General features: G+C 30.0%; 25 protein-coding genes. 14 read left to right on the top strand and 11 right to left on the bottom strand.

What is annotated here, in order from left to right:
- The first annotated feature begins 22 nt into the window (after nt 1-22).
- The 6 genes from cdd to BM549_RS11830 all read left to right on the top strand — a co-directional run bounded on the left by cdd (nt 23) and on the right by BM549_RS11830 (nt 5,898).
- Nucleotides 23-505 carry a cytidine deaminase gene (gene cdd, locus BM549_RS11855; RefSeq protein WP_290470469.1) on the top strand — a complete coding sequence of 161 codons (483 nt, stop codon included), beginning with the start codon at nt 23-25 and terminating at the stop codon, nt 503-505.
- A 179-nt stretch (nt 506-684) separates the two neighbouring features.
- A complete protein-coding gene (pdhA, locus tag BM549_RS11850; RefSeq protein WP_290470468.1) occupies nt 685-1,686 on the top strand; it encodes a pyruvate dehydrogenase (acetyl-transferring) E1 component subunit alpha in 1,002 nt (333 codons plus the stop codon).
- Nucleotides 1,687-1,689: 3 nt separating this feature from the next.
- The gene (locus BM549_RS11845; RefSeq protein WP_290470467.1) at nt 1,690-3,354 is read left to right on the top strand and encodes a pyruvate dehydrogenase complex dihydrolipoamide acetyltransferase; all 1,665 of its coding nucleotides are present in this window, start codon (nt 1,690-1,692) and stop codon (nt 3,352-3,354) included.
- Nucleotides 3,355-3,394: 40 nt separating this feature from the next.
- Nucleotides 3,395-4,135, top strand: coding sequence for a hypothetical protein (locus tag BM549_RS11840; protein WP_290470466.1), 741 nt, complete (start codon nt 3,395-3,397; stop codon nt 4,133-4,135).
- A gap of 88 nt (nt 4,136-4,223) precedes the next feature.
- Entirely contained in the window at nt 4,224-5,222 is a 999-nt protein-coding gene (locus tag BM549_RS11835; protein ID WP_290470465.1) for a M28 family peptidase, read from the top strand.
- Nucleotides 5,212-5,898 carry an SDR family oxidoreductase gene (locus BM549_RS11830; RefSeq protein ID WP_290470464.1) on the top strand — a complete coding sequence of 229 codons (687 nt, stop codon included), beginning with the start codon at nt 5,212-5,214 and terminating at the stop codon, nt 5,896-5,898. Before BM549_RS11835 ends, BM549_RS11830 begins: the two co-directional genes overlap by 11 nt.
- Before the next feature lie 61 nt (nt 5,899-5,959).
- Here BM549_RS11830 and BM549_RS11825 read toward each other — a convergent pair whose 3' ends face one another.
- Nucleotides 5,960-6,382, bottom strand: a complete 423-nt coding sequence (locus BM549_RS11825) for a hypothetical protein (RefSeq protein WP_290470463.1) — start codon at nt 6,380-6,382, stop codon at nt 5,960-5,962.
- Nucleotides 6,383-6,593: 211 nt separating this feature from the next.
- Here BM549_RS11825 and BM549_RS11820 point away from each other — a divergent pair, with 211 nt between their 5' ends.
- Nucleotides 6,594-7,148 (top strand): thioredoxin family protein, encoded by a 555-nt coding sequence (locus BM549_RS11820; RefSeq protein WP_290470462.1) that lies wholly within the window; start codon nt 6,594-6,596, stop codon nt 7,146-7,148.
- A 97-nt stretch (nt 7,149-7,245) separates the two neighbouring features.
- Complete coding sequence (gene ctlX / locus BM549_RS11815) at nt 7,246-8,178, top strand: citrulline utilization hydrolase CtlX (RefSeq protein WP_290470461.1); 933 nt, start codon at nt 7,246-7,248, stop codon at nt 8,176-8,178.
- A 1-nt stretch (nt 8,179) separates the two neighbouring features.
- Here the strand turns inward: ctlX and BM549_RS11810 are convergent, their stop codons facing one another.
- Entirely contained in the window at nt 8,180-10,249 is a 2,070-nt protein-coding gene (locus BM549_RS11810) for a tetratricopeptide repeat-containing sensor histidine kinase (protein ID WP_290470460.1), read from the bottom strand.
- Nucleotides 10,250-10,709: 460 nt separating this feature from the next.
- On the opposite strand from BM549_RS11810, the gene argS reads away from it, so the two are divergent.
- The 4 genes from argS (at nt 10,710) to BM549_RS11790 (ending at nt 15,850) form a co-directional block, all read left to right on the top strand.
- On the top strand, nt 10,710-12,497 hold the full coding sequence (argS, locus tag BM549_RS11805; protein ID WP_290470459.1) for an arginine--tRNA ligase: 1,788 nt from the start codon (nt 10,710-10,712) through the stop codon (nt 12,495-12,497).
- 163 nt (nt 12,498-12,660) lie between these two features.
- Complete coding sequence (locus BM549_RS11800; RefSeq protein WP_290470458.1) at nt 12,661-13,257, top strand: SprT-like domain-containing protein; 597 nt, start codon at nt 12,661-12,663, stop codon at nt 13,255-13,257.
- Nucleotides 13,254-14,333, top strand: coding sequence for a mannose-1-phosphate guanylyltransferase (locus tag BM549_RS11795; protein ID WP_290470457.1), 1,080 nt, complete (start codon nt 13,254-13,256; stop codon nt 14,331-14,333). Before BM549_RS11800 ends, BM549_RS11795 begins: the two co-directional genes overlap by 4 nt.
- A 20-nt stretch (nt 14,334-14,353) precedes the next feature.
- Entirely contained in the window at nt 14,354-15,850 is a 1,497-nt protein-coding gene (locus BM549_RS11790; protein ID WP_290470456.1) for a DUF389 domain-containing protein, read from the top strand.
- 3 nt (nt 15,851-15,853) lie between these two features.
- Here BM549_RS11790 and BM549_RS11785 read toward each other — a convergent pair whose 3' ends face one another.
- Nucleotides 15,854-16,612, bottom strand: coding sequence for an ABC transporter ATP-binding protein (locus BM549_RS11785; RefSeq protein WP_290470455.1), 759 nt, complete (start codon nt 16,610-16,612; stop codon nt 15,854-15,856).
- Nucleotides 16,612-17,349, bottom strand: a complete 738-nt coding sequence (locus BM549_RS11780) for an ABC transporter permease (protein WP_290470454.1) — start codon at nt 17,347-17,349, stop codon at nt 16,612-16,614. The genes BM549_RS11785 and BM549_RS11780 overlap by 1 nt, the downstream gene beginning before the upstream one ends.
- Nucleotides 17,350-17,558: 209 nt before the next feature.
- Between BM549_RS11780 and pafA the strand changes: the two genes are divergently transcribed.
- Nucleotides 17,559-19,220, top strand: a complete 1,662-nt coding sequence (pafA, locus tag BM549_RS11775; protein ID WP_290470453.1) for an alkaline phosphatase PafA — start codon at nt 17,559-17,561, stop codon at nt 19,218-19,220.
- A gap of 47 nt (nt 19,221-19,267) precedes the next feature.
- Here pafA and BM549_RS11770 read toward each other — a convergent pair whose 3' ends face one another.
- From BM549_RS11770 to rsfS, 6 genes are all read right to left on the bottom strand, one after another.
- Entirely contained in the window at nt 19,268-19,534 is a 267-nt protein-coding gene (locus BM549_RS11770; RefSeq protein WP_290470452.1) for an acyl-CoA-binding protein, read from the bottom strand.
- 5 nt (nt 19,535-19,539) lie between these two features.
- Nucleotides 19,540-20,190, bottom strand: a complete 651-nt coding sequence (locus BM549_RS11765; protein ID WP_290470451.1) for a phosphatidylserine decarboxylase family protein — start codon at nt 20,188-20,190, stop codon at nt 19,540-19,542.
- Nucleotides 20,180-21,001 carry a phosphatidate cytidylyltransferase gene (locus tag BM549_RS11760; protein WP_290470450.1) on the bottom strand — a complete coding sequence of 274 codons (822 nt, stop codon included), beginning with the start codon at nt 20,999-21,001 and terminating at the stop codon, nt 20,180-20,182. Before BM549_RS11760 ends, BM549_RS11765 begins: the two co-directional genes overlap by 11 nt.
- Before the next feature lie 3 nt (nt 21,002-21,004).
- Entirely contained in the window at nt 21,005-21,613 is a 609-nt protein-coding gene (locus BM549_RS11755; RefSeq protein ID WP_290470449.1) for an LUD domain-containing protein, read from the bottom strand.
- A 116-nt stretch (nt 21,614-21,729) separates the two neighbouring features.
- Nucleotides 21,730-23,676 (bottom strand): ATP-dependent zinc metalloprotease FtsH, encoded by a 1,947-nt coding sequence (ftsH, locus tag BM549_RS11750; protein WP_290470448.1) that lies wholly within the window; start codon nt 23,674-23,676, stop codon nt 21,730-21,732.
- Between the two features lie 9 nt (nt 23,677-23,685).
- Entirely contained in the window at nt 23,686-24,057 is a 372-nt protein-coding gene (gene rsfS, locus BM549_RS11745; RefSeq protein WP_013870333.1) for a ribosome silencing factor, read from the bottom strand.
- A 107-nt stretch (nt 24,058-24,164) separates the two neighbouring features.
- Here rsfS and BM549_RS11740 point away from each other — a divergent pair, with 107 nt between their 5' ends.
- Entirely contained in the window at nt 24,165-24,896 is a 732-nt protein-coding gene (locus BM549_RS11740; protein WP_290470447.1) for a biotin--[acetyl-CoA-carboxylase] ligase, read from the top strand.
- Here BM549_RS11740 and BM549_RS11735 read toward each other — a convergent pair.
- The gene (locus BM549_RS11735; protein WP_290470446.1) at nt 24,893-25,288 is read right to left on the bottom strand and encodes an SRPBCC family protein; all 396 of its coding nucleotides are present in this window, start codon (nt 25,286-25,288) and stop codon (nt 24,893-24,895) included. The genes BM549_RS11740 and BM549_RS11735 overlap by 4 nt on opposite strands.
- Nucleotides 25,289-25,325: the final 37 nt, after the last annotated feature.

Here is a 25,325-nt window from a genome sequence, read left to right as displayed (position 1 = left end):
ATTACTATATATTAGTTTTAATATGAAAGAAATAAAAATAGAATCAACATTATATGCTTTTGAGAGTTTAAGTAAAGTTCCAAAGGAGATTCAAAATCTAATGGAAATAGCTGTAGAAGCAAGAAAAAAAGCATATGCACCATATTCAAAATTTAATGTTGGAGCAGCAATTTTACTTGAAAATGGAGAAATAATTTCTGGTAGCAATCAAGAAAATGCTTCCTATCCATCTGGACTCTGTGCAGAAAGGACTGCTATTTATTATGCAGGAGCACAATTTCCTAATGTAAAAATTGTTAATATGGCGATTACGGCCGCTTCACAAAATCAAGAAACTTTAGAGCCAATACCACCTTGTGGTGCTTGTAGGCAAGCAATTGCAGAATACGAAAATAATCAAGAAGAATCTATAGAAATTTATTTTATGGGAGTATCAGGAAAAGTTGTAAAATCTAATTCTTTAGCAAATTTATTGCCTTTCGGTTTTAATAAATCCAATCTATAACGTTTTCGTAAATCTATCCTTAATAATAAACACATTTTAGTTAATTTTCACTTTTGCAATACCAAATCAAAGTATTACTTTTGTTAGTGCAACTCATATTTAAAATTAATTAAAGAGTTAGTATATATAAATTTATAGATATATAAGGTTTATTATTTCTTTTAAAGAAACACCAAAATATGCAAAAAGTAACTAAAGAAGTGTACCTAAAATGGTACGAAGACATGTATTTCTGGAGAAAGTTTGAAGACAAACTTGCCGCAGTTTATATCCAACAAAAAGTAAGAGGATTTCTTCACTTGTATAATGGTCAAGAAGCAGTATTAGCAGGAGCTTTACATGCAATGGACTTAACAAAAGATAAAATGATTACCGCATATCGTAATCACGTACAACCAATAGGAATGGGTGTAGACCCAAAACGTGTTATGGCAGAATTATACGGGAAAGCAACAGGTACATCTAAAGGTTTAGGTGGATCTATGCATATTTTCTCTAAAGAACACCGTTTTTATGGAGGTCATGGTATTGTTGGAGGTCAAATTCCTTTAGGAGCTGGTATTGCATTTGGTGATAAATACCACGATAAAGACGCTGTAACTATTTGCTGTTTTGGTGATGGCGCTGCAAGACAAGGGTCTTTACATGAAACATTTAACTTAGCGATGTTATGGAATCTTCCTGTAGTTTTTGTTTGTGAAAACAATGGATATGCAATGGGAACTAGTGTTGAAAGAACAGCAAACCATACAGATATCTGGAAACTAGGTTTAGGGTACGAAATGCCTTGCGGACCAGTAGATGGTATGAACCCAGTTAAAGTAGCCGAAGCTTTCGATGAAGCTATTTCTAGAGCACGTTCTGGTGGAGGACCAACTTTTCTTGAGTTAAAAACATATAGATATAGAGGACACTCAATGTCTGATGCACAACACTATAGAACAAAAGACGAAGTAAACGAATACAAAAAAATTGATCCTATTACTCAGGTTAAAGAAGTTATTTTAGATAAAAAATATGCTACCGAAGATGAGTTAAAGGAAATAGATAAACGCGTTAAAGATTTAGTTTCAGAGTGTGAGAAATTTGCAGAAGAATCTCCATACCCAGAAAAAAATGTAATGTACGACGCCGTATACGAGCAAGAAGATTATCCTTTTATAGATCATAAAATAAAGTAAGCCATGGCAGAAATTATTAACATGCCGCGATTAAGCGACACGATGGAAGAAGGTACTGTAGCTTCTTGGTTAAAAAATGTAGGAGATAAAGTTGAAGAAGGTGACATTTTAGCCGAAATTGAAACAGATAAAGCAACAATGGAGTTTGAGTCTTTTAACGAAGGTACTTTACTTCATATTGGAATTCAAGAAGGAGAAACTGCAAAAGTAGATTCACTTTTAGCCATAATTGGTGAAGAAGGCGAAGATATTTCAAGCTTGCTAAATGGCGACTCTCAAGACGATAAAGCAAATGAGTCTTCTGCTGAAAAAACTGAAGACACCTCAAATGAAACTACTAAAGAGGAAAGTCAAGAAGCTAACGAAGAAACAAATACAGAAAGCCAAGATTTACCAGAAGGCGTAACCGTAGTAACAATGCCACGTTTAAGTGATACTATGGAAGAAGGAACTGTTGCAACATGGCTAAAAAATGTAGGTGATGAAGTTGAAGAAGGAGATATTTTAGCCGAAATTGAAACAGATAAAGCTACAATGGAGTTTGAATCTTTCCAATCGGGTAATTTATTACATATAGGATTACAAGAAGGAGAATCAGCCAAAGTAGATTCTTTATTAGCTATAATTGGTCCTGCAGGAACAGATGTGTCTTCAATTGCTAAAAATTTTAAAGTTGGAGGTAGTGATAGTACACCTAAAGAGAAAAAAGTAGAAGCACCAAAACAAACAAAAAAAGAAGATGCTCCTAAAGCTGCAGCTAAAACTGAAGTACCTAAAAAGGAGGTATCAACGTCAAACAATAATTCTACTTCACAAAGAATTTTTGTGTCTCCGTTAGCCAAAAAGATGGCAGACGAAAAAGGCATACAACTTAATCAAGTAAAAGGTTCTGGTGAAAACGGAAGAATTGTAAAACGCGATATAGAAAACTTTACAACATCTACAGCTTCAGGAGCTTCTGCAGCTAAATTTGTACCAACAGGACAAGAAGATTTTGACGAGGTACCAAACTCTAACATGCGTAAAGCAATTGCTAAAAATTTAGCGAAGTCTAAGTTTACAGCGCCACATTATTACTTAAATGTAGAGTTTGATATGGAAAATGCTATTGCCTTTAGAGCGCAATACAACTCTGTTCCAGATATAAAAATCTCGTACAACGATATTATTGTTAAAGCTTGTGCATTGGCACTAAAGCAGCATCCACAAGTTAATTCTCAATGGTTTGATGATAGAATGCAGTTAAATAACCATGTGCATATTGGTGTTGCAGTTGCAGTACCAGATGGTCTATTAGTACCTGTAGTTAAGTTTGCAAATGAGCAAAGCTTACCTCAAATTGGTGCAGCTGTTAGAGAATATGCTGGAAAAGCAAGAAATAAAAAGTTGTCTTTAGATGAAATGGAAGGTAGCACATTTACAGTTTCTAATTTAGGAATGTTTGGTATCGATAGTTTTACATCTATTATTAATCAACCAAATTCGGCAATACTTTCTGTAGGAAATATTGTAGAAAAACCAGTTGTTAAAAACGGGCAAATTGTAGTAGGAAACACCATGAAATTATGTTTAGCTTGCGACCATAGAACAGTTGATGGAGCAACAGGAGCACAGTTTTTACAAACCTTAAAAGGTTATATTGAAAATCCTGTAACAATGTTAGTTTAAAATACTAAGATTAAAACTTTAATACTAAACCATAATTTAAATGAGAAATTCTAAATCAATTTTACTATTAACTTTTTTTACATTATCTATGTTATTAGGTAATGCTCAAAAAAAGAAAGTAGCAGTAATAACTTTTTATGCAGACAAAACTATTGATTTGTCTGGATTAAGTGCATCGGCAGATTTAATTGCAAAAAATACAAAATTAAGTGATGATCCTAATTTTAATTTAACAGAGCCTTTAAAAAAATTACATACTGCTTTTTTTAGCGAATACAGTAAGAATTTTGATTTTGAAATTATTGACGAAAAAGAAGTTTTATCTAATGAAGCCTATCAAGCATTCGAGCCAACGTATAACGAAGGCAAATCGCTTATAACTAATATAGAAACGACTACAAGTATAGAAGGTTATAAAATAATTCCTTCATATAGACAAAATGTAAAAGATTTAAAAGGTGTAGCAGAAGCTTTAGGAGTAGATGCTATAATGTTTGTAAAATTATCTTTCGGATTTGTTAAAACTGGTATAGGAAACTTAGGTTATGTTAGTGTACAGGCTAGATATAGCATGGATTTGTTCTCAAAAGATAACAACAGTATTTTTCAATTTAATGAAATTGCAGGATCTAAAAAGAAAGCTGCAATGGTTGGAGGAATTCCTATTATGAAAACCGAAAAAATACAACCAATGTGCGAAAGTGCGGTGGAAAAATTAATGAAAGATTTAAATAAAAAAGTACAGCGTTTAGCTAAGAAAGCAAATAAAAAGCTAAAATAAGCCTCACACTTTAAAACACACATTAAAAGCCTGATTCACTAAATATGATTCAGGTTTTTTTATCTTTAAACTTCAAACAAAACAAATCATGAAAATACTATCAATTCTAAGTGTCTTAACCTTATTTGTAGGTTGTGGATCAACGCAAAATGACAATAAAAATAATTCAATAATCCCAGCCGAAGCGAGTACTAAAGTCGAAGCGCTAAACAATAATTTTGTAAATGCTTCAGAAATTAAAGAAGTTGTTTCTTTTTTAGCTTCAGATGCTTTAAAAGGAAGAGATACAGGTACAGAAGAAATTAATGAAGCAGCAAACTATATAGAAACTCAGTTTAAATCGTTTGGAGTAAAACCATATTTTGAAACTTATAGAGATAATTTTAAAGTAGAAAACATGGATGCCTATAATGTTGTAGGGTATCTAGAAGGTACAGATGCCAAACTAAAAAATGAGTTTATAATTATTGGTGCGCATTACGACCATATTGGTACAGCAAAAGGTGTAAATGGAGATACTATTGCAAATGGAGCAAACGATAACGCAGCAGGTACAAGTGGTGTGTTGTTTCTAGCAAAATATTTTGCAAAAACAAAAACAAACAAAAGAAGTATAATTTTTACAACATTCACTGCAGAAGAAAAAGGGTTGTTAGGTTCTAAACATTTAGCAGAAAAACTAAAAGAAAACAATATTAATTTATATACAATGATTAATATTGAAATGATTGGTGTACCATTTAAAGACAGAGACTATCAAGCATTTATTACAGGACACGAACTGTCTAACTTGGCAGAGAAAATGAATAGTTATGCAGGCGAGAAACTTATAGGAGCATCAAGTGTTTCTAAAAAATATGGTTTGTTTAAAAGATCAGACAATTATGCCTTTTACCAAGCTTTTAAAGTGCCAAGCCACACTGTATCATCTTGCGATTTAACTAATTTTGATTTTTACCATCATGTTGATGATGAGGTAGATAAATTAGATTATAATTTTATGGCTAGTTTAATAAATAAATTAGCACCTGTAATTCAAGAAATAGCTAATACACCATCACAAGAAATTAAAATGAATGAAAACTAAAAATATTATAATAACAGGAACAAGTAGAGGTATAGGTTTTGAACTTGTTCATCTTTTTGCAAATCAAGGTCACAATGTTTTAGCACTATCTCGAAACGAACAAAAAGTAAGCAATTTAAATTTTGATAATATAGAATCTTTTTCTTTTGATTTAGGAAAAACCGAAGACTATAAAAAGGTTGAAGAATTTATTAAAACCGAATGGAAACAGGTTGATGTTTTAATTAATAACGCAGGTACTTTATTAAATAAACCATTTGCCAAAACAACAATGGATGACTTTGAATATGTTTATAAAACTAATGTATTTGGTGTAGCAGAAATGACACGTACAGTAATTCCTTATATGAAAAAAGAAAGTCATGTAGTTACAATAAGTTCTATGGGTGGCGTTCAAGGTAGTGTTAAGTTTCCTGGATTAGCAGCTTACAGTTCAAGTAAAGGTGCAGTAGTAACACTTACAGAGTTATTAGCTGAAGAATACAAAGAAACAGGACCAAGTTTTAATGCTTTGGCTTTAGGTGCAGTACAAACCGAAATGCTAGAAGAAGCATTTCCAGGTTATCAAGCGCCAACTACAGCTTTAGAAATGGCTCAATATATAGCAGATTTTTCTTTAAACGGAAATAAATATTATAACGGTAAATTATTACAAGTTTCTAATTCTACACCGTAAGTAAAAATTAATTCTATTTAAAAAGCCTAAATGCAGAATATTGTATTTAGGCTTTTTTATTTTAAAGTTGTTCTAAAGCAACAAAGGCTTCAGCACTAGAAAAATCTTCAGTTGGGAAAACATTGTATTCAAGTACCTCTACAACTTTTATAAGTTGTTCAAAATCCTTCTTTTTATAAATATTTTTTAAAGTATCATCTGCTTTAAAAAACATTTCAGTGGTATTGTTTTTCGTGTTTAAACCATAGAAAAAAAGAATTTCGTTGGTTTTAGGTTTAAAAAACTTATAATCATCTACAATGCTAGAGTCTTTTAAAAAGTAAATTTTTAAGTTAATTTTTTCTGCATCAATATCTTCATGTAAATTAAGCTCTTCAGGCTGTAATTTGTAACGCGTCACTTGTAAATAAGATTCGTTAGATGAATTTTGAGAAAATGAAAATAAAGAAAATGCAAAAAATAGGAGTACAAGGGAATACTTCATTTTAAGGGAATATGTTAAGGGTTGCTATTAATCTTTGTCAATAACGTAATAATTTATTTAATTTTCAAATTATTGTTTAAAAATTTTCTTAATTCTGTTTGTAGTTATTTTTGTTTTTTTAAATTATTAATTCATTTATAAAAACCTTAAGGTATAATAATTGGCTTCTGTATTCTTTTTAGCTAAATTTATTTTTTTTAAAAGGTTATTTATGGCGCTTACAGAATCAAACAGTTTTAAAAATGGTGTATTAGCACCACAATTTACATTACTAGATGTAATTACAGAAAAAAAAGTAAACCTTCAAGAGTTAAAAGGAGAAAAGGGAACAGTAATTATGTTTATATGTAATCATTGTCCGTTTGTTGTTCACGTGAATACTACTTTAGTAAAACTTGCGAATGCTTATAAAAATAAAGGTGTAAACTTTATCGCAATAAGTAGTAATGATGTAAAAAACTATCCTCAAGATGGCCCAGAACTAATGAAACAAGTAGCGATAAATTTAAAATACCCATTTCCTTATCTTTATGATGAAACTCAAGAAACGGCAAAAGCTTACAATGCAGCCTGTACTCCAGATTTTTATGTGTTTAATAGCGAGCTAAAAGCAACTTACCATGGGCAATTAGATAATTCAAGACCTGGTAATGGAATAGAAGTTACTGGAGCAGATTTAATACATGCTATTGAAGCAATTTTAAATAATAAAGCACCTTTAAAAAACCAAAAGCCTAGTATTGGTTGTAATATAAAATGGAAATAATTTAGAACTTCTAATTGATTTCGTTAATTATATTTAATTTAAGAAATATTAATTTTTAGAACACAAATTTAAATTACTTTTGCACAAAATTTAGATTATGCAACAAACTACCAATACTATATTAATGATTCGTCCAGTTCATTTTAGAATGAATGAACAAACTGCGGTAAATAATTATTTTCAAGAAGATTTAGATTTAAAAAATGCCGAAATAAATACTAAAGCTCAAGCCGAATTTGATGCCTTTGTAGAAAAATTGCGTGCAGTTGGAGTTAATGTTATTGTTGAAGATGATGATAAATTATTAGATACACCAGATTCTATTTTCCCTAATAATTGGGTGAGTTTTCATGAAAATGGAAATGTAGGTTTATATCCAATGTTTGCAGAAAATAGAAGAAGAGAACGTCGAGAAGAAGTATTTAATCGTCTTGAAAAAGAGGGTTTTAAAATAAAAAATTTTATAGATTACACTGCTGCAGAAGAAGAAGAAGTATTTTTAGAAGGAACAGGTAGCTTATTATTAGATCGTGTAAATAGTAAAGCTTATTGTGCATTATCGCCAAGAGCAGACGAAACATTGTTTATTGAGTTTTGTGAAGATTTTGAATATACTCCAATTGTATTCACAGCAAATCAAACAGTAGATGGTAAACGTATGGCAATTTACCATACTAATGTAATGATGTGTTTAGCCGAAACTTTTGCTGTTATCTGCTTAGATTCTATAGACGATAAAAAAGAACGTAAAAACGTTATTAAAAACCTTCAAGAAGACGGTAAAGAAGTAATACGTATAACAGAGGAGCAAATGCATAATTTTGCTGGTAATATGTTACAAGTAAGAGGTAAAGATAATAAGTTGTATTTAGTAATGAGTCAATCGGCTAAAGATAGCTTATCTATAGCTCAAGTTAAATTAATAGAAAATCATTGCGAAATATTATCTAGTTCTCTAGAAACTATTGAAACTTGTGGCGGCGGAAGCGCTCGCTGTATGATGGCTGAGGTATTTCTACCGAAGGTGTAGTTCAAGTATTAACAGGATTTTCAACTCTAGTTTTAGGAAGCTCTACAAAAAAAGTGCTTCCTACATTCTCTTCGCTATCTACCCAAATTCTACCTTGGTTAAGCTCTACTAATTCTCTACAAATGGTTAGGCCTAATCCTGTGCCTTTTTCATTATTTGTACCAACTGTAGTAAAGGTGTTTCCTCCAAATAATTTATGTTGGTTTTCTACAGAGATGCCAACTCCAGAATCTGAAACACTTATTATTGCATTGCCATTACTAATTGTGTTTGCAATGGTAATAGAATCTCCAATTGTACAAAACTTAACGGCATTAGCTAGTAAATTTTGTATAACAATTTCTACCATACTTCTGTCTGCATAAACAAAATCTCTTAGAGTATTGTCTATAAGCTTGATGCCTTTTACTTGCATTTTTTGTTCTACAAGTTTAATTTTTTCAAAAAAGACTTCTTGAACGTCAAACAAAGAAGGTTTTGGTTTTAAAGACTGCATTTGAGATTTAGACCAGTTTAATAAGTTAAATAACAATAAAGAGGCATTGTTTGCATTTTCACTTAATTCTGGCAATAAATTATGAAACTCTTCTTGAGATAGTTGACCTTCTTTTAAAAGATCTATAAAACCTTTTGTAGATGTTAAAGAGTCTTTTAAATCATGTGAGACTATAGAAAAGAGTTTGTCTTTAACTTTATTAATGCTCTCTAAGTGCTTACTCTGTTCTAAAATAGCTTCATTTTGCAATTCAATTTTTTGATTTTTTGCTTCTAATTCTCTAGTATATTTTACACGACTTTTACGTTTCATATAAAATAAAACAAAGAATACTAATACTATTGCAAAAGCTGCTAATAGTGCATAAAAAACTAGTTTTAATCGGTCTAGACTTTTTTTGTTTACCATACTATTGTTTGGTTGGTCTAGAGCTAAAACATTATTGTTTTCTGCTATTTGTAAGTTGTCTTCTATTATTGGCTCTTCAACAATTGTTATTATTTTAGGCTTTTGGGCATCAATACTATTTTTTATTTTAAAATATTCTCTTTGCCAAGCAAAAGCACTTTCAAAATTACCTTTTGTAGAGTCTAGCGACTTCATTAAACTGTAATTTTTTAATAGTTGCTCTTTGTTGTTTTCTAAACGCCCAATTTTTCCAGCTTCTAAAAGTTGAGATTCTGCAGTTCTAAAATTCTTTTTTAAATAATTAAGTTCTCCTAAATTATTTAAAGAGATTAAAATACCGTTAGTGTTATCTAATTTTCTATTTAGTTTAATTCCTTCTACTAAATATTCGGCAGCAATTTTAAATTTTTCATTTTTTATATATGCACCTCCTAACTCTGGAAGAATTTCAGCCTTAATTTCATCGTCATTAGTTTTAGCATAGTTAAGTGCATTTTCAAAATACCTTATAGCTTTATTGTATTCCTTTTTTTGTAAGTAAAGCTGTGCTAAGTTTTTATTAGCATTTATTAAACCATCACTGTCGTTTGTGAGTTCTTCAATTTCTAAGCTTTTTAAATTATAGTCAATAGCTTTTTCAAACGAGCCATTATTTTGGTAAGCTTTTGCTAGGCTTTTATAAGTAGATGAAAGCTCTTCATTAAGTTGTTTTTTTTCTAAAATTTTTATTCCAGAAAGTGCATATTTTAAGCCTGTTGTATAATTACCATGTTCTATTTCTACAACACCTAATTGACTGTTAACTTTAGCAATAGAAACAGTATCTTTTAAAGTAGCATATAAAGATTTTGCTTTTTTGTATTGATTTAAAGCGTTTATATAATCTTCTTTTTTATTGAAAATTAATGCTTTAAAATATATTACGTTAGCAACGCCTTTTTGGTAGTTTAATTCTTCAGAAATTTCTTCAGTTTTTTTTACAAATTTTAATGCACGATCATATTCTTGACTATCGTACAGTAATTTTATAATTTTTAAAGAAGTGTTAACCTTGGTAGAATCATTCTCTTGAAATGTTAAATCAAGCATAAGACTCTCCAACTCGTCATTTTGAGAATAACCAGCAGATAGAATTAAGAAGCATAAAATAACAAATAGTTTTTTCATGTTATCGTTTAACAAGTTAATAAACTTGTGCTCTTGAAAACATGTAACATTTAATTACAAGGGATTCAAACATTATTAGTGTTGAGTTAATAACAGTTAATTAGCGTAACAACAAAAATTGAAAAAAGACCTTAAATAAACTAATTTATAGGATTTAATGTCAATAAATTAGTTGAATTGAGAGGCTAATATCACACAAGTGTAATATACCGATAAACTTTGGTTTTTATGAATAAACGCTCGGCTTTTTCGTTTAAGTGCATTAGGTAATAATTGCGTATTTTATCTTTCTGTATATCAGTATTTTGTATGTTTTAAATTAATGTTTTTTAATATAATTTTTAATGGTTAATTTCTATCATTTGCTTTAATAGATAAATTAAACAACTTACTTTTAAATGCAAAGACAAAAAGGTAGCAAGATAAATACTATCTTTGTGTGTTTAAAAATTATCTGTAAATGAATTTGCAAAACACATTATCAAATCACGTAAAACAAGCTGTTAAATCTACTTTTGATGCTCATTTAGAAACCGTAGAATTTCAAGCAACACGTAGGGAGTTTGCTGGAGATATTACAATAGTTGTTTTTCCTATGTTGCGTGTGGTAAAAGGAAACCCAGTAAAAATTGGAGAAGCAATAGGCTCATATTTACAAGAAAATGTAGCTCAAGTAAAAGCCTTTAATGTTGTAAAAGGATTTTTAAATATTGAGATTGAAGATAACTACTACATAGATTTTTTTAACTCTATAAAAGATGATTCAAAATTTGGCTTTGTAAATACAAATAGTGATGATGCTGTAATGGTCGAATATTCTTCGCCAAACACTAATAAACCACTACACTTAGGTCATGTTAGAAATGTGTTATTAGGCTATAGTGTTGCCGAAATTATTAAAGCATCAGGAAAAAAAGTTTACAAAACTCAAATTATAAACGACCGTGGTATTCATATTTGTAAAAGTATGTTAGCATGGCAACGTTTTGGTAATAATGAAACTCCAGAATCTACAGGTTTAAAAGGTGATAAGTTAGTTGGTAATTATTATGTGAAATTTGATCAAGAATATAAATCTCAAATTGAAACTTTAAAAGCTGAAGGTAAAACTGAAGAAGAAGCTAAAAAAGAAGCACCAATACTAATTGAAGCACAAGAGATGCTTCAAAAATGGGAAGCAGGAGATGAAAAAGTTGTTGCGCTTTGGGAGAAAATGAATCAATGGGTTTATAAAGGGTTCGATGCTACTTATGAAAATATTGGAGTAAATTTTGATAAACTATATTACGAAAGTCAAACTTATTTATTAGGAAAAGAATTTGTTGCAGAAGGTTTAAAAACCGGTGTCTTTTTTAAAAAAGAAGATGGTTCTGTTTGGTGTGATTTAACAAGTGATGGTTTAGACGAGAAAATTGTATTACGTAGCGATGGTACAGCTGTTTATATGACTCAAGATATTGGTACTGCAATACAACGAGTAAAAGATTTTCCAGATATTAACGGTATGGTTTATACCGTAGGTAATGAACAAGATTATCACTTTCAAGTTCTATTTTTAATATTAAAAAAATTAGGATTCGATTGGGCAAAAAACTTATTTCATTTAAGTTACGGAATGGTAGATTTACCAAGTGGAAAAATGAAAAGTAGAGAAGGAACAGTAGTAGATGCAGACGATTTAATTTTTGATATGGCAGAAACGGCACAAACTATTTCTGAAGAATTAGGAAAACTAGATGGCTACAATCAAGAAGAAAAGAAAAGCTTATATAAAACTATTGGTTTAGGTGCACTTAAATACTACATATTAAAAGTAGACCCTAAAAAACGTATTTTATTCGACCCAAAAGAATCTATAGATTTTCAAGGTAATACCGGACCATTTATTCAATATACGTACGCTAGAATTCAATCAATATTACGAAAAACAAAACAAGTTGATTTTGAAACTTCTAATGCAATAGATATAAATTACAAATTACACGATAAAGAAAGAGCATTAATAAAACAGCTTCAATTATTTCCAGAAGTAATACAAAATGCTGCCGAAAATCATAGTCCAGCATTAATAGCAAATTATACATACGAATTGGTTAAAGATTTTAATTCATTTTACCAAAACGTTTCAATTTTAGGAGCAGATAATAAAGCAGATAAAAATTTTAGAATTCAATTATCACAATCTGTAGCTAATACTATAAAAAACGCATTCAATTTATTAGGAATTACAGTTCCAGAGCGTATGTAGTTTTGCCATAGTATTAAACAATACAATAAAAATAAAAATCCCAAAACTAAATCTAGTTTTGGGATTTTTATTGATTTTTAAATAAATAACACTTCATATATAAATAAAAAGCGATATTTAAAATTACTATTCTTTTTCAAGAATAAACTTTATTTTAGCAGTAATGCAAAAAACACTTCAAAACCACATTCCTAAAAGCGCAATACCAAAAGTACTACAACTTTTAGAACATGATAACTTAGTAGTTTTAGTTAAAAAAGAGCGTAAAACTAGACATGGTGATTACAAAATGTTACCAAATGGAAAACATCAAATAACTATAAATGAAAATTTAAACATTTACCGTTTTCTAATAACACTAATTCATGAAATAGCACATTTCGAGGCTTATAAAAAATTTGGAAACTTAATAAAGCCACATGGTGTAGAATGGAAACGTACATTTCAAGAGTTAATGCTGCCATTTATAAATCCAGAGGTATTTCCTGTTCAAGTATTACCTTTAATAGCAAAACACTTTAAAAACCCCAAAGCATCTAGCGATACAGATGCGCAGCTCGCCTTAGCATTAAAGCAATTCGACGAACCAAATAATAAAATCTTTATATTTGAATTACCTTTGGGAGAAACCTTTAAATTTAGAAACAAAAAGATTTTTAAAAAAGGAAAAAAACGTACTAAGAGATTTGAGTGTACAGAACTAGAAACAGGTAAAGTATATTTATTTAACCCAAATGCAGAAGTAGAACCAATAAGATGAATAAAAATTATTACGCCATATTAATGGCAGGAGGAGTAGGATCAAGATTTTGGCCAGTAAGCACACAAGAGTTTCCTAAACAGTTTCACGATATGCTAGGAACAGGTGAAACACTTATTCAAAAAACATTTAGTCGGTTATCAACACTAATCCCAGAAGAAAATATTTTTATACTTACAAATGAAATTTATAATGATTTAGTTTTAGAGCAATTACCAAGCGTAACTAAACGTCAAGTTGTTTTAGAGCCAGCAATGCGAAATACTGCACCTTGTATATTATATGCATCAATGAAAATTGAAAAAGAAAACCCAGATGCAGTAATGATTGTTGCACCAAGTGACCATTGGATAGAAGATGAAAATGCCTTTACAAACAATGTAAAGCAAGCTTTTACTTTTTGTGAGCAAAATAATGCTCTAATGACCTTAGGAATAAAACCCACATTTCCTAACACCGGTTATGGCTATATAGAATACGATAAGTCTTCTACAAAGGATATTAAAAATGTTAACCAATTTAGAGAAAAACCAGATTATCATACTGCACAAAGCTTTATAAATCAAGGCAATTTTTTATGGAATGCAGGCATTTTTATGTGGAGTGCTAAAACTGTAATTGAAGCATTTAGTAATAATCAACCAGAATTATTTAAATTGTTTGAAAGTGGAGTAGATGTTTATAATACAGATTTTGAAGATGATTTTATACGTGATAATTATGGTAAAGCAGAAAACATTTCTGTAGATTATGCCATAATGGAGAAATCTAAAAATGTGTTTGTACTTCCGGCAACATTCGATTGGAACGATTTAGGAACTTGGGGAAGCTTATACGATAAGTTAGAAAAAGATAGCGATAAAAATGCAGTAGTTAATGCTAGAACATTAACACATAATGCATCTGGTAATATGATTAGAACCAAAAACAATAAAATTGTGGTGGTAGATGGTTTACAAGATTATATTATTGTAGATAAAGATGAAGTATTGCTTATTTATCCAAAAACAAAAGAACAAGATATTAAAAAAGTACTCCAAAATGTAAAAGACGAATTTGGAGAAAATTACGGTTAACCGTTTAAGCATTATACACTATGAGCGAAGAGAATAAGTTCAATTTTTCTGAAGATTCTATAAAAGATGAAGCAGCAATTAAGGATGAAGCTGTAAAACAATCTAAAGAAACTGTAAAAAAAGATGCATTAAGTTTTTACGAAAGTGTAAAAAAATTCTTTAAAGAATTATTAGACTTTAGGCACGATACAGATCGCGATGCGACAATTGAAGCTATAAAGGCAGATATTCCATTTAAAGGAGCAACAGCCTGGATTTTGGTGTGTTCCATATTTGTGGCCTCTATAGGTTTAAATGCAGATTCTCCTGCAGTAGTAATTGGAGCCATGTTAATTTCGCCATTAATGGGACCAATTCTAGGTATTGGTTTAGCCATTGCTATTAACGATATAGATACATTAAAACGATCGTTAATAAACTTAGCAACAATGATTGTACTTAGTTTATTAGCCGCTTTTTTATTCTTTTATTTCTTTCCGCTAAGCGAAGACACATCAGAGTTATTAGGTCGCGTACGTCCAGATATTAGAGATGTATTAATTGCATTTTTTGGTGGTTCTGCATTAATTATTGCAAGAACAAAAAGAGGAACAATAGCATCGGTAATATTTGGTGTTGCTATTGCAACAGCTTTAATGCCTCCACTTTGTACAGCTGGTTATGGTTTAGCAAAAGGGAATTGGGTATATTTTAGAGGTGCAATGTATTTATTTACTATTAATACTATATTTATTGCTTTGGCAACCTTTTTAGTATTAAAAATATTGCGTTTTCCTATGCTTAAATATGCAAACTCTGCAAAAAGAAAACGAATTGCCAGATTTGCATCATTAATAGCAATAATAGTAATGATTCCTGCTTCTATGACATTTTATGATGTATTACAAGAAAGTAGATTTGAAATGGACTTTAACAATTTTGTTGCAAATGAAATTAAAGCAAATGAGAGTTTGTGGCTTAATAGAGAACCTGCATTAGATAGAGAAAATAAACGTATTAATGTATACTTTAATGGTGAAGTATCTGAAGCTACAATAACAGATTTACAAAACGAATTAAAAAAAGGAGATAATTACGGTAATATTAAAGATTTTGATTTGGTTATAAATGCAAACAAAACGCGAAGTGTAGACCGTTTATCAGAATCTTTGGACCGTGCTTATAAAGATTTAGATAGGAGTGACAATGTTATTTCTGGACTTCAAAAAGAAATTGAAGAACTACAAGAGAATATTAATAAGTTAAATTTAGAATTAGAAAGTAATAACGATAAATCTCAAGTATCGTTTACTACCATGGCAAAAGATGCGAAAATTTTATTTAAAGATTTAGAGTTTTTTAGTTTTGCTAAAATGCTAGAATCTAAAGATTTTATCAGGATAGATACAGTATCTGTAGCTAGAGTGACCTGGAGTAAGAGTTTAAATGATAGTTTAAGAACTGTAAAAGAAAAAGAATTAAGTCAATGGCTTAAAAAAGAAGTTAAGTCTGATACGGTTTATATAACTAGAAATTAAAAATTATTTATTTAAAGATTCGCGAACTTTTTTAAATAGGTTAGAAGAGTAAACAAAATCGGTAACAATTTCGTTATCAGTTTTAAATATATTGTGTTTACTACCTTCCCATTCTTTTAAACCATTTCTTAAAAAAATAATTTTTTCACCAATTTCCATCACAGAGTTCATGTCGTGAGTATTTATTACTGTTGTAATGTCATATTCTTCGGTAATTTCTTGAATTAAATTATCTATTACAATAGCTGTTTTCGGGTCTAAGCCTGAGTTTGGCTCATCGCAAAATAAATACTTAGGTTTGTTTACAATAGCTCTTGCAATTGCTACACGCTTTTGCATACCACCAGAAGCTTCACTAGGCATTTTGTTGTGTGCATCTTCTAGGTTTACTCTTTTTAAAACAAAATCGGCACGTTCTTTCATTTCGGCTTTTTTCATTTTTGTAAACATACGTAATGGAAACATAACGTTTTCTTCAATAGTCATAGAATCAAATAAAGCACTGCCTTGAAATACCATACCCATTTGTGCACGCATATCTCTTTTTTTGTCTTCACTTAAATTAGCAAATACCTCACCATTATATTCAATACTACCTTTTTCGTAATCAAAAAGTCCTAAAAGACATTTTAAAAACACTGTTTTTCCAGACCCACTAGTACCAATAATTAAATTAGTTTTTCCTTTTTCAAAAGTGGCGCTAATACCTTTTAAAATATGAGCATCTCCAAACGATTTTTCTAAGTTTTTAACCTCTATCATTAGCTTAGTAACATTTGGGTTAGTAAATAATTTAATAGTATAATAGCAACACTTGTCCAAACAAAAGATGTAGTACTCGCTTCACCAACTTCAAGCGCTCCACCTTTCATAAAATAACCATGATAAGATGGTATTGTTGCTAGTATAAATGCAAAAATTATAGTTTTTATAAACGCATAAGCAACGTGAAAAGGTATTAAATCTATTTGTACTCCAGTTATAAAATCTTCTACAGACGAGTAGCCGCCTAAAATACATGCAGTTAATCCTCCAAAAATTCCTAAAAACATAGCAATTGAAATAACAAATGGATATAACATCATTGCTATAAACTTAGGGAATACTAAATAGTTAATCGAGTTTATACCCATAACTTCTAACGCATCAATTTGTTCTGTAACACGCATAGTGCCTATACTTGAAGTTATAAATGAGCCAACCTTACCAGCCATTATAATAGATATAAAAGTTGGTGCAAACTCTAAAATAATAGATTGTCTAGTAGCAAAACCTACTAAATATTTAGGTATTAATGGGTTGTCAATATTTAATGCTGTTTGTATTGTAATTACACCACCAACAAAAAACGCTATAAAGGCAACAATGCCTAAAGATCCAATTATTAAATCATCTATATCTTTTAATATAAGTTGTTTCATCACCGACCATTTGGTAGGCTTTCGAAACATCTCTACAATCATTAAGAAATAAGAGCCAATATTGTGTAGGTACTGCATATCTAAATTTATAATGCTAATGTATAAAAATCTAATGCCATTTTAAATATAAAAATACGTTTTAAGTATAAAGAGTTGCGATTTTAATATTTAAGTATTGCTTAAAGCAGTTAACTAAAAAAATGAAGTTTAAAAATTATGGATTTAACGATAAATTCATATTCAAATAATGGAAAAGCTGTACTTTTAGGGCTTAAAAATAATAAACAATGAGAATTCTTTTAGGATTATTACTATTACTTACTTTTTCAAGTTGTAATGCACAAGACAAAGTTCTTAATCGTGTAGCCAAGTCAAATAAAGCAATAAATACACAGCCTAAACTAGTTGTTGGTATTGTAGTAGACCAAATGCGATATGATTATATAACACGATTTTATAATAAGTTTGGCGAAGGTGGTTTTAAAAGGTTAATAAACAATGGTTTTAATTGTAAAAATAACCATTATAACTATGTGCCAACATATACAGGTCCAGGTCATGCATCTATTTACACAGGAACAACGCCAAAATATCATGGTATTATAGCTAATAATTGGTATGATAAATTTATAAAAAAAACGGTTTATTGTGCAGAAGATGAAAGTGTTACTGCTGTAGGAAGCGAAACTAATAGAGAGCGTATGTCGCCTCATAGAATGAAGACAACAACCTTTGCTGATGAAAATCGTTTGTTTACACAAATGCAAGGTAAAACTATTGGTATTTCTATTAAAGACCGTGGTGCAATTCTACCAGCTGGACATTCGGCAAATGCAGCATATTGGTTTAGAGGTAAAAATGAAGGAAATTTTATTACTAGCACATATTACATGTCTAATTTGCCAAAATGGGTGAAAGATTTTAATGCGTCTAATACGGCAGAAAATTATATTAAAGTATGGAATACATTATATGATATATCTACATACACTGAAAGTGGTACAGATTTAAATGCATTTGAAGCTGGTTTTAAAGGTAAAGACACAGCTGTTTTTCCGTATGATTTAGCAGCATTAAAAGATGATAATTCTGGTTTCGATATAATTAAAGCAACACCTTATGGAAATAGTATTGTAACAGATTTTACTATTGCAGCAATAGATGGAGAACAATTAGGACAAGATATAATTACAGATGTATTGGCAGTAAGTTTTTCTAGTACAGATTATATAGGCCATAATTTTGGTGTAAATTCTAAAGAGATTCAAGACACTTACCTTAGACTTGATAAAGATTTAGAACGTTTGTTAAGTGCTTTAGATGCTAAAGTTGGAGTAGGAGAATACACTGTTTTTTTAACTAGTGATCATGGTGCTGTTGAGGTTCCAGCATATTTAAAAAGTAATAAAATACCATCTGGATATTTTGATGGAAAAGGCTTTAGAAAAAAATTAGATAGTTTTATGTTAAAGCGTTTTAAAGCTTCAAATTTGATTGAAAATATTAGTAATAGCCAGATATTTTTAAATAAAACAGCATTGAAAACATCGAATATTTCAATAGAAGAAGTTCAAAATGCACTAATTAAAGAGCTTATTAATTATAAAGATATAGATAAGGTTTATGCTGCTTCAACTTTTCAAGAAGCAAACTTTACAAAAGGTGTAGAAATGTTATTACAAAATGGTTATAACCAAAAGCGTTCTGGAGATGTTATATTAGTTAATAATCCAGCAGTAATAAGTTATCCCAAAACAGGATCGACTCACGGTTCTAGTTTAAATTACGATACACACGTACCTTTACTGTTTTATGGAAAAGGTGTAAAAAAAGGAAGTACTTACTCAAGAACAGAAATTACAGATATAGCACCAACAATTTCTGCTTTATTAGGAATTAGTTTTCCAAATGGCGCAACAGGTAGCGTTTTAGAGTTTGTAATAGATTAATTAAATGTAGTATAAGTTATTGTTTTTTATATAGAAAATAAGATATACTATTTTCTATATAAAAAATAATTATTTACAAGGTCAATATAAGTTTGTTTAGCCTCATCCTCAGTAATACCTTGAATTTGAAATAAGGCATTCGTTTTAAAAGCGTTAATTATAGGAGTTCTGCTACTTGGGCGTTCGTAATTATTCGTAGCTTTTTTATAATAAGCATATAATCGTAACAAGAAGTCTGCAGGGAATGGTTCTGTATGATCATTAATACGATCTACAGCTTCATTAAAAGCTATGTCAATTTCTTTAGAGTCCATAAGTATTACATTTCGGCAATGATACTCTCGCCACCACGTACTTTTTGGTTTAATTCTACTTTTATATTAGTATCCAAAGGTAAAAATAAATCTACTCTTGACCCAAATTTTATAAAGCCAGAGTCACTACCTTGTGTTACATCTTGGCCTTCTATAGCATAGTTTACAATACGTTTTGCTAAGGCACCAGCAATTTGTCTGTATAGAACTTTACCATAACTTTCGCTGTTTACAACTACTGTTGTACGCTCATTTTCTTCACTTGCTTTTGGGTGCCAAGCAACTAAATATTTACCAGGGTGATATTTACTATATTCTACTTTACCTGCTATTGGATATCTTGTAACGTGTACATTTAGAGGCGACATAAAAACACTTACTTGTAAACGTTTTTCTTTAAAATACTCTGGTTCAAATACCTCTTCTATTACTACTACTTTACCATCTACAGGAGAAACAACAGCATGGTTACCACTAAATAAATTACGTTTTGGGTTTCTAAAAAACTGAAGGATTAAATATAAAAACACCGCTAAAACAGCAAAGAGTAAGTATTGTAGCCATGATATGTTTACAAAGTTATCTACAACTAGATATAAACCAATTACAATAATAAATGTAATAACAATAATTTTATGACCTTCTTTATGAAACATATTGTAAAATTCTTAAGAATAAATAAATAAATGGTGCTGCAAAAATAATACTATCAAAGCGGTCTAACAAACCACCATGACCAGGCATAATAACACCGCTATCTTTAACACCTGCTTGTCTTTTAAATTTAGATTCTATTAAATCGCCTAGTGTACCTATTACACTTATAATAACACTAAGTATTAACCAATTATTAAAAGTTAATGTGTTTGTAAAAATAAAAATAAAATAACTAGCAATACAAGAAAATAGTAAGCCTCCAAGAAAGCCTTCAACGGTTTTTTTAGGAGATATTCTTGGAAATAATTTTTGCTTACCAAAGTTTTTTCCTACCAAGTAAGCAAATGTATCGTTTACCCAAACCACTATAAATGATCCTAAAAGTAATTTAGGAGTAAATTGATTATTATAATTTGCAATTAATATTAAAAATATAAATGCACTAGAAATATAAAATGTTGTTATTATATATCGTTTAGATTCAAATAAAGGAATTACTTTTTCAGAAAATAAATCTTTTATTAATAGTAAATGAACAAATATGGTTATTACTTGGAGTATTTGTGTTGCTTCATCTAAACCAATTGAAGATTTCATAAATAATCTCCAATATCCAAATACAAAATAAAGAATGGTAAAAATAATGTAAGGTAAAATACTCTTTAATTGAATAAGTTTTTTAAACTCAGCTAGGCAAATAATACCAAATATGAAAAAAAGGACTATTAATGCATGCTGAAAAAATAGCGAGCCAACCAATAAGGTTATATATAGTAAACCAGAAAGTGATCTAGTGAGTGTTTCTTTCATTGCTTATAAATCTTCTAAAAGCAACAAATATAGGTTTTTTGAAGCACTACCATAGGTTAAAAAATCTTTTTCCTCAAGAGTTTTAAAATGCTTAATTGTAGTTATGTTTGTAGGTAGTTTTTGTTTGTTTTTGGTTTTTATTTGACGTAAACCTTCACCAATATTTGTAACTATTTGACTTGTAGTAGCGAAAACTATAAAGTTGTTTGGAAATTCTGCTAATTTTTTTTCAGCTATTTGATTAGAAGATATTAATAGAGAACCATCATCTGCAATAAGATTTTCGCAAGTTGTAATAAAGTAAGTAGCTTCGTCTAAATGTTTAGTAGTAACCAAATTATTGCTTTTAAAACGCTCTTCTAAATTGCTGTCGTAAAAATAGGCAGGTTTATTTGACCATTCGTTTTCTTCTACAATGGCATTTAAATTATCGAATATTTCGTTTAAATTTTCGCAATACAAGAACTTCCCGCCATTAGATTTAAAGTTTATTGTAAAACTTTCGTCTATTGGTAGTTTAACTTGAGGCATATATTTGCCTCTTTCAGTAGTTTTAATTTCTTCTTTCTCTTTACTAGATTTAGAACGAAAAATGTTTCTAAATATGCTCATTTATTGGTTGCTATTATCAAAAAACACATAGGGATTTCGTAAATATAAAAAATCTCAAATTAACTAAGCAGTTAATTTGAGATTTTTACTTTATTAATTATAGTGAAGTGTATTATTTACTCTTCTTCATTAGAAATAATATGATCTTTTTTAAAGGCTCTTTTTCCAAATATTTTTTCTAAATTATCTTTAAAAATAACTTCTTTTTCTAAAAGGACTTCTGCTAATTCTGTTAATTTGTCTTTGTTTTCTTCCAATAAATTAACTGCTCTAGTGTATTGTTCTTCTATTATAGCAGAGATTTCTTGATCTATTAATTCTGCTGTTTTCTCACTGTATGGTTTAGAAAAACCATGTTCGTTTTGCCCAGACGAATCATAATACGTTAAGTTTCCTACTTTGTCACTAAGTCCATAAACAGTTACCATTGCTCTGGCTTGTTTTGTTACTTTTTCTAAATCACTTAAAGCTCCTGTAGAAATTTTATTAAAAATTACTTTTTCTGCTGCTCGACCACCAAGTGCTGCACACATCTCGTCAAGCATTTGTTCTGGTCTTACAATTAGTCGCTCTTCTGGAAGATACCAAGCAGCTCCTAAAGATTGTCCGCGAGGAACAATAGTTACTTTAACTAATGGTGCTGCGTGTTCTAGCATCCAGCTTACAGTTGCATGACCAGCTTCATGAAAGGCAACGGCACGTTTTTCTTCTGGAGTGATTATTTTGTTTTTCTTTTCTAGACCACCAACAATTCTATCTACAGCATCTAAAAAGTCTTGTTTATCTACAGCTTTTTTTCCGTTTCTTGCTGCTATTAATGCTGCTTCGTTACATACGTTTGCAATATCTGCACCAGAGAATCCTGGTGTTTGTTTAGACAAGAAATCGATATCTAAACCTTCTGCTTTTTTTAGAGGTCTTAAATGTACTTCAAATATCTCTTTACGTTCCCTTACGTCTGGTAAGTCTACAAATATTTGTCTATCAAAACGTCCAGCACGCATTAAGGCTTTATCTAATATATCTGCTCTGTTAGTTGCTGCTAGTACAATTACATTTGTATTTGTACCAAAACCATCCATTTCTGTTAAAAGTTGGTTTAAGGTGTTTTCGCGCTCATCATTACTTCCAGACATTGCATTTTTTCCTCTTGCACGACCTATTGCATCAATTTCATCTATAAAAATAATTGATGGTGATTTTTCTTTAGCTTGCTTAAATAAATCTCTTACACGAGATGCTCCTACACCAACAAACATTTCAACAAAATCTGATCCAGATAGTGAGAAGAAAGGTACTTTAGCTTCTCCTGCAACTGCTTTTGCTAATAATGTTTTTCCTGTTCCTGGCTGTCCTACTAATAAAGCGCCTTTTGGTATTTTTCCTCCAAGCGATGTGTATTTTTCTGGGTTTTTAAGGAAATCTACAATTTCTTGTACTTCTTCTTTTGCTCCTTCTAAACCAGCAACATCTTTAAAAGTTGTTTTAACATCTGTTTTTTCGTCAAATAGCTTGGCTTTAGATTTTCCAATATTAAAAATTTGACCACCAGCGCCTCCACCAGCTCCACCAGACATGCGCCTCATGATAAATATCCAAACGCCAATTAAAAGTATAAATGGTAATAGACCTATTAAAAAATCTGTCCAATCACTACTTTCTGTATCAAAATCGTAATCTACATTTAGGTTATTGTCTTCTATTACTTTTTTGAAATCCTTTTCAAAAATTGTTTCGTCACCAAATTGATAATAATAATTTGGAGTTCTAGAACTTAAAAAAGATATAGATTTTTGTGCTGAGTTTTTATGAGCAGCAGTTTCTTCGGCTTCTTTTGTTAAAAAAACTTTTACTTTTCTAGTATTGCTAACAACATCAAAACTTTTTATATCGCCATTTTTTAAATAGGTGAAAAATTCTTTTGTGTTAATCTCATTAGCGTCTGTAGTGTCGCTGCTTCCAAATATTTGAGCTGCAATAATTGCTGCAATAATGGCACCATATAACCAATACATATTAAATTTTGGTTTTTTAGGTGCGTCCTTTTTTTTATTTTCTGCCATGAAATGGGTTTAAAATTTTGATTCTATTACTGTTGTTTTTGCATCTCCCCAAAGACTTTCAATATCATAATATTCGCGTATATGTTTTTGAAACACATGTACCACGACGTTTACATAATCCATTAAAACCCACTCTGCATTATCTTCTCCTTCAATATGCCAAGGTTTGTCTTTTAGTTCTTTACTTACTTTTTTTTGTACAGCACTTACAATTGCATTAACTTGTGTGTTAGATGTACCTTCACATATAATAAAGTAATCGCAAACTGTATTTTCTATATCCCTTAAGTCGAGAATATTTATATCTTTTCCTTTTACATCTTCTATGCCACTAATAATTGTAGTTATAAGTGCATCAGCATTAACTTGATTTTTAACCATTAATTAGATTTAAATTTGTGCAAAGTTATTATTTTTTAGTTCTTTATACTCTAAATAAAATCTAAAAGATTTAATAAAATATATTAGTACGAAGATAACCAATTTATATGCGTATAATCAAACTTGATGCCATCGATTCTACAAATACTTTTCTAAAAGAAATAAGTAGTGCAGATGTTATTGAAGATTTTACAGTGGTTGTTGCTAAAACCCAGACAAACGGTAAGGGCCAAATGGGTAACGTTTGGAGTGCTGCAAGTGGAGAAAACCTTACATTTAGCGTGTTTAAAGATGTTTCTTTTTTAAATTTTGAAAAAAACTTTTATTTAAGCTTGATAACTGCGTTAGCTTTAAGGCAAACTTTACAACAGTTTAATGTGCCAAAATTAACTGTAAAATGGCCAAACGACATTTTGTCAGCAGATAAGAAACTAGCTGGAATTTTAATTGAAAATGTCATAAAAAATAACAAACTTGTGTCTTCTGTTATTGGTATTGGTTTAAATGTTAACCAAACTGTTTTTAAAAATTTGCCTAGGGCAAGTTCTATGAAATTATTGGTTGGTACTCATTTTAATTTAGATGAAGTTCTTGAAACGTTTTTAAAGCAATTAAAAATATATTTTGAAAAACTTAAAAATGAAGAAACAGATGCTTTAATGCAAGCATATAATGACAATCTTTTTAGAAAAAATAAACCTTCAACATTTAAAAGTATTGAAGGCTCTACATTTTCTGGTTTTATACAAGGTATTTCTAATAACGGAAATCTTCTGGTATTGTTAGAAGATAATATTATTAAAGAGTTTACTTTAAACGAAATTACTTTAATGTATTAAACAGCTTTAGGCATATTTACAGCTAATGTATCTATAAACTTGCTAATTGGACCTTTTATCATCATGGCCATCATGGCATTAAACTCACCATTAAATACTAAATGTACTTCACTAGTATTGGTATCTATACTATTAATGTGTCCTGTTAAACTAAAATCTATTTTACCACCAGCAGCACCTAATACAATTTTGCTATATTCAACTGCTTCTTTCTTTTTTAATACAATTTCTGGCATACCTTTTAAGGCAAATAAAAACTTGTCTTCGCCTAAAACTTCAAATTTACTAATGTTTTCTGGCATTAAGTTTTCAAAGTTTTTTATGTCGCTTAAAAAATTAAACGTTTCTTCGGCAGATTTTTGTAGTGTTACTTTTTGTGATTCTAAATTCATTTTTTTGTAATAAGTTAAATGTAAATATTTACATTGT

The organism is Lacinutrix sp. MedPE-SW (assembly GCF_001874145.1).
Taxonomy (GTDB): domain Bacteria; phylum Bacteroidota; class Bacteroidia; order Flavobacteriales; family Flavobacteriaceae; genus Lacinutrix.
Note: the sequence above shows the minus strand (reverse complement) of the source record. Positions and strands in the feature narration are given on the sequence as shown.